This window comes from Bdellovibrio svalbardensis (genome assembly GCF_029531655.1).
GTDB classification, from domain to species: Bacteria; Bdellovibrionota; Bdellovibrionia; order Bdellovibrionales; family Bdellovibrionaceae; genus Bdellovibrio; species Bdellovibrio svalbardensis.
Window position 1 is genome coordinate 235,015 of the sequence record NZ_JANRMI010000004.1, and the last position, 13,272, is coordinate 248,286.

The 13,272-nt window shown below is 45.7% G+C and carries 14 protein-coding genes; 12 read left to right on the top strand and 2 right to left on the bottom strand.

The features are described 5' to 3' along the window. The first annotated feature begins 106 nt into the window (after window positions 1-106). The 11 genes from NWE73_RS14085 (at window position 107) to NWE73_RS14135 (ending at window position 11,323) form a co-directional block, all read left to right on the top strand. The gene (locus tag NWE73_RS14085) at window positions 107-772 is read left to right on the top strand and encodes a MotA/TolQ/ExbB proton channel family protein (protein ID WP_277578979.1); all 666 of its coding nucleotides are present in this window, start codon (window positions 107-109) and stop codon (window positions 770-772) included. 11 nt (window positions 773-783) lie between these two features. Beyond that, window positions 784-1,236, top strand: coding sequence for an ExbD/TolR family protein (locus tag NWE73_RS14090; RefSeq protein ID WP_277578980.1), 453 nt, complete (start codon window positions 784-786; stop codon window positions 1,234-1,236). Between the two features lie 3 nt (window positions 1,237-1,239). After that, window positions 1,240-1,737, top strand: a complete 498-nt coding sequence (locus tag NWE73_RS14095; protein ID WP_277578981.1) for an ExbD/TolR family protein — start codon at window positions 1,240-1,242, stop codon at window positions 1,735-1,737. Next, entirely contained in the window at window positions 1,734-4,697 is a 2,964-nt protein-coding gene (locus NWE73_RS14100) for a tetratricopeptide repeat protein (protein WP_277578982.1), read from the top strand. Before NWE73_RS14095 ends, NWE73_RS14100 begins: the two co-directional genes overlap by 4 nt. Then, a complete protein-coding gene (locus tag NWE73_RS14105; RefSeq protein ID WP_277578983.1) occupies window positions 4,694-4,975 on the top strand; it encodes a hypothetical protein in 282 nt (93 codons plus the stop codon). Before NWE73_RS14100 ends, NWE73_RS14105 begins: the two co-directional genes overlap by 4 nt. Before the next feature lie 3 nt (window positions 4,976-4,978). After that, on the top strand, window positions 4,979-6,217 hold the full coding sequence (locus NWE73_RS14110; protein WP_277578984.1) for an AgmX/PglI C-terminal domain-containing protein: 1,239 nt from the start codon (window positions 4,979-4,981) through the stop codon (window positions 6,215-6,217). 13 nt (window positions 6,218-6,230) lie between these two features. Beyond that, window positions 6,231-7,298, top strand: a complete 1,068-nt coding sequence (locus NWE73_RS14115; protein WP_277578985.1) for a hypothetical protein — start codon at window positions 6,231-6,233, stop codon at window positions 7,296-7,298. After that, window positions 7,298-8,050: an outer membrane beta-barrel domain-containing protein gene (locus NWE73_RS14120; protein ID WP_277578986.1), complete on the top strand. Its 753-nt coding sequence runs from the start codon at window positions 7,298-7,300 to the stop codon at window positions 8,048-8,050. The genes NWE73_RS14115 and NWE73_RS14120 overlap by 1 nt, the downstream gene beginning before the upstream one ends. Further along, window positions 8,047-9,120 carry a hypothetical protein gene (locus NWE73_RS14125; protein WP_277578987.1) on the top strand — a complete coding sequence of 358 codons (1,074 nt, stop codon included), beginning with the start codon at window positions 8,047-8,049 and terminating at the stop codon, window positions 9,118-9,120. Before NWE73_RS14120 ends, NWE73_RS14125 begins: the two co-directional genes overlap by 4 nt. Next, window positions 9,117-10,394, top strand: coding sequence for a vWA domain-containing protein (locus tag NWE73_RS14130; RefSeq protein WP_277578988.1), 1,278 nt, complete (start codon window positions 9,117-9,119; stop codon window positions 10,392-10,394). Before NWE73_RS14125 ends, NWE73_RS14130 begins: the two co-directional genes overlap by 4 nt. A 122-nt stretch (window positions 10,395-10,516) precedes the next feature. Beyond that, window positions 10,517-11,323, top strand: coding sequence for a M48 family metallopeptidase (locus tag NWE73_RS14135; RefSeq protein ID WP_277578989.1), 807 nt, complete (start codon window positions 10,517-10,519; stop codon window positions 11,321-11,323). Between the two features lie 60 nt (window positions 11,324-11,383). On the opposite strand, the gene NWE73_RS14140 is transcribed toward NWE73_RS14135, so the two are convergent. Continuing rightward, the gene (locus tag NWE73_RS14140; protein WP_277578990.1) at window positions 11,384-12,016 is read right to left on the bottom strand and encodes a YkvA family protein; all 633 of its coding nucleotides are present in this window, start codon (window positions 12,014-12,016) and stop codon (window positions 11,384-11,386) included. A 249-nt stretch (window positions 12,017-12,265) separates the two neighbouring features. On the opposite strand from NWE73_RS14140, the gene NWE73_RS14145 reads away from it, so the two are divergent. After that, window positions 12,266-12,709, top strand: coding sequence for a hypothetical protein (locus NWE73_RS14145; protein WP_277578991.1), 444 nt, complete (start codon window positions 12,266-12,268; stop codon window positions 12,707-12,709). Between the two features lie 70 nt (window positions 12,710-12,779). Here the strand turns inward: NWE73_RS14145 and NWE73_RS14150 are convergent, their stop codons facing one another. Next, a complete protein-coding gene (locus NWE73_RS14150; RefSeq protein WP_277578992.1) occupies window positions 12,780-13,208 on the bottom strand; it encodes a ferritin-like domain-containing protein in 429 nt (142 codons plus the stop codon). Window positions 13,209-13,272: the final 64 nt, after the last annotated feature.

The window sequence follows — 13,272 nt, forward strand, 5'->3', positions numbered from 1 at the left end:
GTCTAAATACTACACACTCCTACCGTCCTAATCTGACACACGCGTCTTGAGATCTGGCACTACAGTTGCTCCTAAGTCTTCCGGAAAACTAACCGGAGGATTTTATATGCAATTCCTACTTTCACTTGGTTCTGGCTTCACATCTGGAGATGCGCTTTGGATGTGGACTATTTTGGCAGCTCAGATCGTATCTGTAGCTATTATCATTGAACGCTCGCACGCCCTCTTCGTGGCTCGTAAAACGAACCAGAAAGAGCTTTCTAAGCTTTTGGCTGAAGATATCCGTGCTGGTCATTTGGACAAGGCTCTACGCCGTTCATTGCAAATGGGCGTGAATCAGCCACTGGGCGTTGTTGCCTCTGCAGGTATTCAGGCAGCTCTTGATATGGGTGGCAAAGAAGAGATCCAACTCAAAATGGATGAAGTTCTTCTTGAAGAAAACACTCGCGTTGAAAAGCGCATTGGCTTCTTGGCAATGTTTGCCAACGTAGCAACTCTATTGGGTCTTTTGGGTACAATCACAGGTTTAATTCATTCATTTGCCGGTATCGCAAATGCGAACCCTGTAGAAAAAGCCACTATCCTTTCTCAAGGTATCTCTTTGGCGATGAATACAACAGCTTACGGTTTGATCGTCGCAGTTCCTGCTTTGATCATGTATGCAGTTCTTCAAAACAGAGCTTCTCGTTTAACAGACGATTTGAACAAAGCGGCTTTGAACTTGTTTATCCAGCTTGGCTTCCATTACGAACCAGTTTCTGACAAAAAATAAGGACCACTGTTATGAGCAACAAAGACAAAGAATTAAACTTTGAAATCAATATTCTTCCAATCCTGGATATCCTCTCTGTATTGATCTGCTTTCTGTTGCTTACAGCGGTGTGGGTTCAGATCGGCACGCTCGATACAAAACAGGCCATTGGCGACAACTCCACTGCTGGGGCGAAAAATCCTCCGTCCTTGTGGGTGACCTTGGCCGCTGATGGCAGCGTCGAGCTTTCCGTCCGCGATTTGCCAAAATTGCAAACGGTTGAGACTCGCCTGCCAAAATCCAACAACGGTGTGAACTGGACTGGTTTGGAAGCAAAGCTCGCAGATCTGAAACTAAAATATCCTGAGTTGAAAACCGGCATCGTTCGTCCTGGGGCTCAAAGCTCCTACGGCGACGTGATCAAGATCATGGATCAATTGAAGCAAAACCAATTTGAAGGTGTGGGCTTGTCCCCTCTTGGGTAATTTATGAAAACAACTTTTCTGGACACTTCAAAAAAAGCATCTCCTCTTATGGACACCATGGTTCTTAAGGGTGGCGGCACAAAGAAGAAAAGCGGACTTCGCCGCGATCTCGCGTTGGCTTTGCCTCTGACTTCTTTGATCGATGCTTTCTCGATCATCGTTATCTATCTTTTGATTGGTACGCAAAACAGCGGAGTTGAAACCGATGTTCCATCTCGCTTGAACCTTCCACAGGCCTCTCACAGCCAGGGCTTGGATAAACAGACTGCGACCTTGCGTATCGAAAAAGGAGCTTACTTCCTTAATGACAAAGTGGTGGCTGGCGCTCAGTTGAGCGACAAGTTGGCGGAACTTAAGAAACAAGCTCCTGCTGATGAAAAAGTCGAATTGATGATTCAAGCCGATACCGAGATGAAATATGCCGATCTCGATCCTCTTATCAAGGCAGGATCTCAAGCTGGCATTGAAAAACTCAAATTTGCGGTAGTGCCTAAACAATGAAAACACCAAAACACATCCTTTTTCTAAATGTAGTTCTAGCGGGTGTTCTGCTCTCGAATTCCGTCCATGCCGAGAAAATGAACAACGACACGCAAGATTTAGTCATCAAAAAAATGGACCGTGTTTTGGATTTGATGGATCGCAAAGATCCCTCTTGGATTCCAACTCAGCAGCGCTTGGCTGACGTTCTTGCTGAAAGAGCTCGCACTCGTTTCATGCAAGAAGTCGAAGCGAACTGTGACAACTGTAAAGGCTCAAAAGACGATCGCCAGCGCGCAATCAAAATTTATGAGACCTTGCTCAGTGAAGTGAAAATCAACGAACATGGGCCGATCTTATTCCAATTGGCGCACTTGTATGAAATGGCTGGCCAACAAGATCAGGCCATCTCTCTTTTTGAGCGTATCATCAAAGAAGCCAAAGCCAAGTCTATCGACGCGGGGATCGTTTCAAGATCTCACGCTTCTTTGGGGGATCTGCTTTTCCAAAAAGGTCGTTTTAAAGATGCCAAAGATCACTATGTGATCGCGCTCAAAGATAAAAATCTCGAGAACAAGGCTTTAGCTATCTACAACATGGCTTGGTGTGACTTCAACACCGACAAACTTTCATCGGCTATTTCAACTTTAGAAGGTCTTCTCAAAGAGCCTACTAAAATTACTAAAGACACGGAAACTGGAAGCAACTACGATCCTGTATTCCATACGGACATTGTTCGTGATCTCGGTACTTTCTATGCTCGTAAAGATATCACAACAAAAGAAATCTCGACTTATGAGGGCTTTACTCCTAAGGAAAAACGCAAAGAATTGATTCTTAACTTCGCTCAGGAAGCAGACCGCGTTGGTCAGAAGCAAGCGGCCCACCAAATCCTGACGCGCTATATGGAGCAACCTGATCTAACTAAGCAAGAGCGTCTTGAGGCTTTTGTGCGTTTAGCGCAAGTGAACTATGACCGTGGTGAAACAAATCAGTCGACTCAAGACTTTGCCAAAGCGGCAGCAGCCTTCAAGAATACTGATTGCGATGATTCTTCGAAGTGCGAAGAACTTAAAAAAACCATGAAACGTTATGTAACAGAGTTGCATCGTTCTAAAAAAGTAAAACCAGATTTGGATCTGCTGAACGCTTATGCGATCTATGCAGAAACCTTCCCTAGCGACAAAGAGATGATCCAACGTGGCGCTCAAGTGGCCACGGATATGGGCAAATACCCTATTGCTATTCAGTTCCACCGCATGATCAGCGATGGTCGCTCATATTCTACAAAAGAAAAGAACGAAGCACTTTTGAATGAAGTCGCGGTGGCTGAAAAATCCCAAGATCCTAAATTGCAAAAAGACTCTTATGCATTCTTCCTGAAGAAGTCTTCGAAGGATGAAAAATACTTTGAGGTTCGCTATCAGCAAGCTTACCTGCTCTATCAACAAAAGCAGTTAAAAGATGCGGCGAAGCTGTTTGATGAATTAGCTCGTGATAAAGACGGCAAAGCTGAGCTTCGCAAGAAATCGGCGGATTTGGCTTTAGACAGCTTGGCGCAACTTAAAGACGATGAAAACCTGCAAGAATATGCTGCCGACTACGCAGAAATCTTCCCCGCTCACCAGGCGGAGTTTGCCAGCGTCGCTCGCAAAGCCTTGATGAATCAAGTGGCTACTGTTGCGAACAATCCGAAATCAACTAAGTCTGAGCTGAAGTCCGTGATGAAAACTGTCCTCAAGACAAAACTTGATGGCGCAAAATCTGATGAGCGCATCTTGATTTTCACCAACTTAAGCATCATCGCCAAAAAATTGGGCGAGGACGAAGTTTACGCGAAATCTTTGTATGCTTTAATCAACACGCCAGACACTCCTGAGGCGAAGAAGCAGCAATACTTGGAACAATTGGTTGGTTACTACGAGCGCAAACTTGATTTCAAGAACGCTTACAATGTTGCCTTGAAGATGGAGAACTCCAAAGTCGCTCCGAAAGAGATGGCTTTCCGCCTTGGAACTTTGGCCGACCTCGCCGACTTGAATCCAGAGAAGCATTACAAGCAAGCTTTGGATCTTGGCATCACAGGCGAGCGCGCTTTGATCATCCGTTCTCGTTTGGTTCTTTTGTCTGGCAATCCAGCGAAAGAACTGAAACTTCAATCCGGCGAACTTCGCAACAGACCTGCTTTGTTGAATGAGACCACCTTATTGGTATACGCAAAAACTGGCAGCAAAGCTGGTATTCAGTCTGTCCTGGAGATGAAGGAAATGCGTCGTCAATCGGCGGTTCAGTTCATCAACAAACAAGAATTCTATGGCAAGTTGACTGGCTTCCAAGAGCAAATTGCCAAAGCCAAAATGGACGACAGTTCAGACAAGTTGATGCAAAAAAGCATTCAACAGCGCATGAAACTTTTGGGCAAAGCGGATGAAACTCTAAGCGAAGCAGTTCGCTCAAAAGATATCACTGCTCAATTAGTGGCTTTGAATATCGTCGCGACTGAAAACACCCGCTTCGTGAAGGATCTTTCCGGCACTGCTATGCCAAAAGGTCTTACTGCAGGACAACAACGCCAATACGTTGATGCACTGAAGGCGAAATCCAAGCCTTTCCTTGTGAAGTCTAAGACAGCATCCGCAAAGATGCAGGATTTGTGGAACAGCTCTCAGGCTCTTGCACAATTGGCGCGGGAATATCGCATTGCCCGTCCTGAGATCCAAAAGTTGCTTTCTCGTGAAATGGAAATGATCGAGCAGCTACCAGGCCGCGGAAAGATGAAAACCGCCCTTAGCGAAGCGCTTAATTCTTCGGCACCGTCGTCAGGAGACTTGGTTTCTGCCCGTAAATCCGTGGCAGAGCACCCTGAGAGCATCAAGGACATTGAAAATCTGAAAATGGTAGAAACAAAAATTGGCCATCCTCTTATGCCGTCTTACCTGGAAGCGCGTTTAAACAGCATCCAGAAAGGAAAAAGCCTATGAAAAACCCATTAATAGTGGCCTCCCTTTTGCTAGTTGTGAGTAGCAGCTTTGGAGCTCCATCCTACGCTAAGACCAGCACCCCCAAGGTGACCAAGGTTGCAGCAAATGGGACGAAACTGGGCACTTCCTTTAAGTTCGATGGTTCCGCCCTTAGAGGGAAGTACCAAAGCTCTTTAAGTACCAAAGCGGCAGTAGAGAACGACAAATTGTTAGAAGATCTTTTGGGCGGAAGAACACAGTTCGAAGACCGCATCCAACAAGATCAGGAAAGAAATTAGGTCATGGGAACAGCAAAGCTTTTAATACTTCAAAATCAGTTAGGCCAAAAGGTTCGCACCTTTTCGGTCCCTTATTCAACTGATACTGAAGCTTTGAATCTCGTTTACCTTAAAGACAAACGCAGAGTCGAAGCTTATACCAGCCTTCAATCTTTGGATGACAACAAAGTCGACTACCGCCTTTTGCAAAAAATTGAACTTTCACAAATCACTGACGAAGCGTATGTGATCGATGGCGTGGGATCTTTGCGCTTGGCTCCGGCCAATGCGGTGAACAGCCCGACTTACCTCCTTCCCGATCAAACAGATGACGAAGATATGAAAACCATCTTGCAAAAGACCACTCTTGGTCATTTGCTTGCAGTCTTCTCTTTGATGATGGGAACTTGGGTTTGGGCTAATTATTTTTCCAAAAAAGATGAAGCTCCCCTTGTGACTATTGTTCTTCCGAAAGAAGAAACTCCGGTTGCAAAACCAGAAGCTCGTCCTCATGTGAAAGTTTCTGAACGCAAACTGAAGCAAACGAACAAAGTGTACCGTCCGGTTGTTAACAAAACTTTGAAAACCAAACCCTACCCTGTGAAGACGGCCAAGGCCGTGGACGTTCAACGTGTGGGAGCTTTGGCCGCTTTGGGTGGCGTTCCTACTGGCAAGCAGGGCTATGAAGGTTTAGATACTAAATCTATGAAAGCCATCCGTGCCGCTGGCATTGGTTCAGGTGGCGGCGGAGTTGGCAGCACAGGTCGTGGCGGCATCAAAGGTTATATGCCAGGTTCTGGCTTGATCGCCGGCAGCGCTGGTGAAGGTGGTCGTGCTCAGTCAGCGGGCGGCTATGGCACTCGCGGTGTCGGTGGCGGCAAAGCGGGCTACGGCAAATTGAATATGGTTGGCGGTACTTCCGCAGTCAGTCTTCCACTCGATGAAGAAGCAACTGTTGAAGGTGGCTTGGATCGCGATCAAATTATTGCGGTGATCAACCGCAATAAAGGTCAAATCATCTATTGCTATGAAAAAGGTTTGCAAGCGGCTCCACAAATTGGTGGTCGCGTAGCCGTTGATTTTGTGATCGGTCCTGCGGGAAGAATCACGACCGCCAAAGTGGCTCAGTCTTCATTGGGTTCACGTATGGTGGAAAATTGCATGCTTGAGAGAATGCGCACTTGGCAGTTCCCTCGCCCAGTTGGAAAAGTAAATGTTGATGTTCTTTATCCCTTTGAGCTGACGCGCGTAAGCAGTCGCTAATTGAGAGGTTTTTATGAGTCACATTAAGTCGTTAATCACAATCACTGCAACAGGCTTGGCCTTGGTTGGCTGTGGTGAGTGGAAAAAAGATCCAGTTCCTAATACGAGCGGTGTGACTCTGCAAGACCTGCGTAAATATGCACAAGACCAAACGAACAATGGCCCTGAAAAGCCGCGCGTGATCACTGAAACGATCATCGTTGAAAAACCACAGGTCATCGTCAAAGAAGAATCTTCTATCGACGATAAATTCCTGGTGATCACTCCAGATTCCCAAATGACATTCAATGAAGGCCAAAGTGCCTCTTTTAAAGTTCGCGCCCGCGTCCTTGTTCCTGGCGTTCAGGTCAAATTGACGGCACAGGGTCTTCCTGAGGGAGCAACTTTGAAAGCCTCCCAAACAGAAAAAGATCTGTATATGTTGACGTGGAATCCCGCTCTCTACACGGTTCCTTCAAATGCCAGCATGAAGACCTATACAGTTAAATTACTTGCGGAAGTGATCGTTGCTGATACTGCAAAAAGTGCTGCCCAACTTAAAGGCTTGGTCCGCGAAAAGGAAATTAATTTATTCCTTTTCAGAAACCAAGAATTGCCTTCAGCTCTTAAAATTGAAGGTTTGGCTTCCGAAGTGAGCGAAGGCCAGCTGACTCCTTTTAGCGTCACAGTATTGGTGCCGGGAATTGATGGATCTGCTTCTGCGAAGCCTCGTCTGGTTATCAGCTATGACGGTGTTAGCTATACGGCTGGAAACAGCTTCCTTGAACTCGATGGTTCACGATACGTCGTTGCTGACCTCAACCACAAGGATCCTGAGTACCTCGGTGACTCTATGTGGAAATTCTCAATGCTATTCGATACAAAAAACATCTCGGTTCAACCACAGTTGTCCAAAGATGGAACTATTTTGAAAAACTCCGATGGCACACGTGTCCGTTTGAGTTTCAAAGTGTTCTCACCATTTGGATTGGCGACTCCTGAAAAGCTGACTCAGATCAAAGTGAACTACCTTGTAGTTCCAGAAAAACCTGCTGAAAAACCTACCGAAAAACCTGCAGAGCAGAAAGTGGAGAATAAATAATGAAAACCACTCAAGCACTTAAACTAGCTGCCTTGGCAACAATTGCCGGTCTGACACTCACTGCGGCCACTTCATTTGCTGCTGGCAAAGCTTCTGCGAAGCAAATGAATGTCAGCGAAGACATTGACTCTTTGGGCGGCAATCAAGAGCTTATGGAAATGGCTCAAAATATTAAATCTGAAACACGTTCGCGCATTGTTCAGGACCGCTTGGTCCCAAGAAGAAATCGCGTTGAATTTGGTATGACTTACGGTGGTGTTGTTGGTGGCGATTCCTATTTGAAAACACAAAGTGCCGGTTTCTCTATGGACTATCACATCACTCCCCGTTGGTCTGTGGGTGCAAGATACTATGACTTCGGGAATAGTTTGACGGATGAAGGTAAACGCGTTTTTGAACAAGCTCGTAAGAACTACCAGGCTGGCGGCACAGGCTACGCTGTGGATATCGACTATCCAGAGAACGCAATGCTTGCGGTGGCAAACTGGTACCCAATCTATGGCAAAACCAGCTTCTTGGATATGGGTGTGACTCAATTCGATCTTTACTTTGTAGGTGGCGCTGGCCAAATCAAACTCTCCAGTGGTTCAACAAGTCTGATCACAGCCGGTGCCGGTGTGTCCGCTTGGGTGACAAAGCATCTAACTGCCCGTGCTGAAGTCAGATACCAAACTTATAAAGACCAACCTGTCACTGGTTCACGTCAACTTGATACGGGCGTAGCCACTCTTGGTTTGGGATGGATTTTATGATCAGCCGCAAATCTTTGATCACAGCTTCAATCCTGATTACGTGCCTGATGGCCGTGGCCACTTCGGCCCTGGCTGACGAGCAAGGTTTCTCAGTGGAAGCATGGGGTCAGTCTTTCAAATCAGCAGTGAAAGCTAAAAACTCGCAAGAGATGCTGAACCTGCTGGATATGAAGGTTTTGGAGAAGTCTGCTTTGACTTGTGTGGATTGCTCTACCAAAGAAAAACTGCAAACGGCCCGTAAGCTTTTCGCAAAAAAACAATTTGATCAGTCTCTGGAACTTTACAATCAAATTCCCAAAGGCACTGACTACTGGTTCCAAGCCGTTGAAGAAAAAGGTTGGAACTATTTCCGCCAGAATGACTCTGAAAAAGCCCTGGCACAAAGCAAGACATTGCTGAGCCCGCAGTTTTCTGAAGTTGTTGGAACAGAAGCTTATTTCCTTCAATCACTGACACAACTCAAAATCTGCGACTATAAAGGCATCTTTGCGACTCATGAAATGTTCAAAGAGAAACAAAAAGGTCGCGTGGTGGACGTACAAAAACTGGCGTCGACTGGAATGAATGAGGCTTTTGCCAAAGTCGTGGCAAAAGCAGACCTGTTTCCTCTTGTGGCTAAAGACCTTGGGGATTCGTTCCTTCATTTGCCGGTTCTTTACTACAAGGACCTCGAGCTTCAAGGTCAGCTTTTGAAATTCAAAGTTTCACAAAAAGCTCTTGAAGTATTGAAAGCCGAAGATGGTGGCATGCTAAAGCTACAGGCGACTCTTGATAAAATGAATCAAGACAGCTTCAAAAAGATGAAGGCACGCCTGGCAACTTTGGCTGAAGATGAAACCAAAGAGAATTCTAAGATCGTACAGAAATTGAACTTGATCGAAGTGGAAGCCATTCAACGCATTCACACGGATCTTTCATTGAGCAAAGATCTTTATTCAAAAGGTAAATTTAAGGACACTCAGGAAGATCAGCTCGTCTTTATGGATGACGGACGCCCTTGGATTGACGAACTCGATAAGTTTGAGGTTTCAGCGAAAGCCTGCCCTCAAGGTATCAGGAGGAAAATGTGAGACATCTAACCGTCGTCTGCATCTATTTGACAGCCTTTGCTTTGCTGAGTGCTTGCAGTCCTGAATCCAGTGATATTAAAGCGCAAATGCCTTTCCAGGAACCAGCCAAACCTGAAGTTCCTGTCTATGACAAAGTCGCTCCGCAAGAGTTTAAGTGGATCACTGAAGATGGTGGCCAAAGCCAGTTCGACTTCAATCCCCAAGTGGATATTTTGTTCGTGATGGACAATTCGGACTCTATGAAGTCCGCCCAGGAAAACCTAAATCGCAATATCGACCGCTTTACTGCCGGTATCGTGAAGAATAAGATGATCGACTACCATATCGGAGTCGTGTCCACCTGGGACAGTTCCGAGCGCTTTGCCAAAGCTAAAAAAGACTCTTTCAATATTGGCGATCTTCGCTATGTGAAAGATGCCAATGGAAAATTCGTTAACAAACGTTTCTACACAAAGGCTGATGGCGGCAAAAACTCTTTGGCCGCGACATTAGCAATTGGCGTGACACCTTATGCTGAAGGCGGGCCTGAGAATGAGGAATTCTTCTCTCCTCTGGCGGCTGCGCTTGAAAACGCGGGTCGTGGTGCAACGAATGAAGGTTTCTTCCGAGACAATGCTCAGCTTGTCGTCGTGATTATGACAGATGCCGATGATTCAACCAGCCGAATCAGCCCAGAGCAGATGGCGAAAACATTGGTTGATTTCAAAGGTGGCAAAGAAGAAAAGGTTTCTGTTTTTGGTGTTTTGGTTCGTCCCAACGATCCAGACCAATACAAGGACTGGGACTTGCGTATTCATCCGAAATATCATCCCGAGTGTTTCGACATCACTCAAAAGGCTGCGAAAAACAATGGCAAATGTACTTCTGGTTTTGGACCAGACCGTTTGGATCAGTTGATTGTTGCGGCAAATGCGAACTCTGGAACTCCCGAACAAATTCGTGCGAAGTTCATTATGAGCATCGTCAGTAAAAACTTTGGTTCTGATCTGGCTAAAATCGGAGAAGACATTACTGTCAAAACTTTGGAAAAAGAAATCTTCCTCAGCCAACGTCCTCGCGTTACAGCTGAAGGAAAATTAATGGTCCGTGTTCGTTACGGTACTGAAAAAGAGTTGTCTGCTGGAAAAGGTCAAATCATCCCGCAAAAACAAGACGGCGGATGGTTGTATGACCCTGAAAACAACTCTGTTCATTTGTCTGGAACCATCGCTTACAGCTACCAAGATGGGGCTCGTTTTGCCGTGGATTTGATCCCACTGACGATCAAACAGTAACCTTCCTGATGCACTCCGGTCTGGCCGGAGTAAGACAGCCTGCCAGGCGGCATTATTTTGCCGCTTGGACATCCCGGGGCTGAGATTTTGACAATCCCAACCTTCCTTGCCATTCTAAGGGCATGAAAAACGCATTTAAATCATCACTTCTTTTAAGCTCTCTTTTGATTATCACATCCTGCGCGACAACCACAGATGAAGGCGCCACGGGGGTCAAACGTTCGCAGTTTATGATGGTCTCTTCTGAAGAGATCAACCAACAATCTGCTGCCAGCTATGAACAAGTTAAGAAGGAAGCTCAAGCCAAGAAGATCCTCGACACCAACAAGGATCAAGTCCACAGAGTACAAACAATTGCGAACCGGATCATTCCGCAAACAGGTGTTTTCCGCAAAGATGCCTTGCAGTGGAAATGGGAAGTCCATGTTGTCACCAGTCCTGAAATCAATGCTTACTGCATGCCTGGCGGCAAAATTATTTTCTACACGGGCATCATCGAGAAGCTAAAACTCACTGACGGAGAAATCGCAGCGATTATGGGCCACGAAATTGCCCATGCTTTGCGCGAGCATGGACGCGAACGCATGTCTGAGGAATTGGTGAAACAAAAGGGCTTGCAGGCCTTGGTTATGACCAATGTTTTGAGTGAAAGCTATGCGGGCATTGCCAACCAATTCGCCGGTCTTGTGTTCACACTCCCCCACAGCCGCGGGCAAGAATCTGAAGCGGACGTGGTCGGAACAGAGCTGATGGCTCGAGCGGGTTACAATCCCCAAGAGGCATTGAGTTTATGGAAGAAAATGGGATCCATGGGTGGAGACAAACCACCGGAGTTGTTAAGCACACATCCATCAGATCAAAAGCGTCTGGAGCATCTGGCGTCACTTATGCCAACCGTGATGCCACTTTATCAAAAGACCTTAAAATAGAAGGCTTGGATAAGAAGACCAAATACAAATAAAAAAGGGGCTTTTCAGCCCCTTTTCTTTTTAGCCTTTAAACGGCTTCAATTTAATATAGTAATCAACGGCTACACCCAGGACCGCGAGGTCATCCAAGAATCCCACCGCCGGGATTGCATCCGGAATAAAATCAAATGGGAATAACAAATAGAACAAGGCACCGATTGCGACATATTTATTTGTTCTTTGTACGTCCGAGCCCTTCAAAACCTTCCACAATGTAGAGACTTTCTCTCCAATGCCCGAACTTTTCGTTTCGTACTCTTTCAACTTTTCTTCGTTCTGTTGGATGTAAGAAAGACTTTCATCTTTTTGCCCCAACTTCAAACAAAGATCCACAGTCCCCTCTTCGTCTTGCACGTTCTTTTCAAACTGCTCAACTGTGAGGTCCATCATCATAAATGAATTCTTCGTGCTCAAGCTTTGCATGAAATCATAGGACTCGAGAACGATTTCGTTCTCCTTAGGAAGCAAGCCATCTTTCACCAAAGAAAGAATTCCTTGATGGAGGTTTGTCTCATACTGAGTCGGAACTTTATAAGTGATCGGCTTCTTCAACCAACGACGCAAAGTCATGTTGGAAACTTGAAAATAAATAGCCAATTTTTCAGGGCTCAATCCAGTATCTTTAATGAGTTTGCTAATTTGATGTACTTTCATAAGAGGCATTCTATCCCATTCCAGCCCGGATTAAAAGGGAACTTTCCGTTAGTTTTCCCTCTGAAAAGCAGAGCGCCAATATAACATCTGTTAACTCAAATCGATTTAAACCGCTTAGAGCTACCCTAGAGCTTCAAGGTCCCCTAAAACCAATGCAGCTCATTGTTGCGCTGAATGCACGATGCTCGACTCGTCACCACTTTCTTATTAAATCCTGAATTGTTTCGAACTTCATATTAAGGAGTCTTTATGAAAGTCCTCATCGCATTGGTTTTAACGAGTCTCTTAGCTGTAACAGCGATGGCCCATGAGGGTCATGATCATGGCAACAATCCACCCCAAAGCCCTCGCGCTGGAGATAAAACCGCCTTGATCTGCAACACCGATAAGTCCATCTGCACGCAGCTTCAATTCTTGGTGGACATAAACTCATCTGCTGAAGGCGCGTTCTTCGCGACAATCAAAACACCCGACAACAAGGCTATCAATAATCTTAAAGTGGATCTCTGGATGAGCATGGGCAACCATGGCGGCCACGGCTCAGCCCCCGTCGAGATCGCGGAAACAGGCCACAATCAGGTGAAAGTCAGCAACGCATGGTTCGTTATGCCGGGCACTTGGTCAGTCCGCCTCGAATTCGACCTTGAGGGGATCCACCAGCATTTTGAAGTCCCTGTTTACGTCGCAGAATAAATAGCCCCACAAATAAAAAAGCCATGCTGAAGAGCATGGCTTTTTTATTAAATCTTTTTTCAACATTCCACTAGTGAGTGGTGTCGAGCATCTTTTTGCAATCTTCAATATGCTCTGTCTCAGTGCGGATTTGCTGGCGCACCAGTTCTTCCAAAGCCACATCATCGCCAACCAATTTCAAAAGGTCTTTGTATTTATTAAGGGCCTTTTCTTCAAACTCCAGGCTTTCTTTAAGAATGTCCAAAACCTTGTGAGTCTTTGTTTCTGGAACCGGGGACACTTTCAAAGAGGGATGACCGCCCAAGGCAGTGATCTTTTCACCGATCAATGAAGCATGCATATAACCTTCATTAGCTTGCTCGTGGAACCATTTTACGATGGGAATACGATTAGGCCCCTTGATCATCAAAGCATAGTGAAGGTAGCGAACGACCCCGGAAATTTCCATCTCGATGATTTCATTCAAAGCGGTCACAATCTTTTTATTATCTTTAGACATTCTTGACTCCCCATTTTCTGAATTCTATTTCAGTCACAATCTTATCTGGGGAAAATCGCACAGA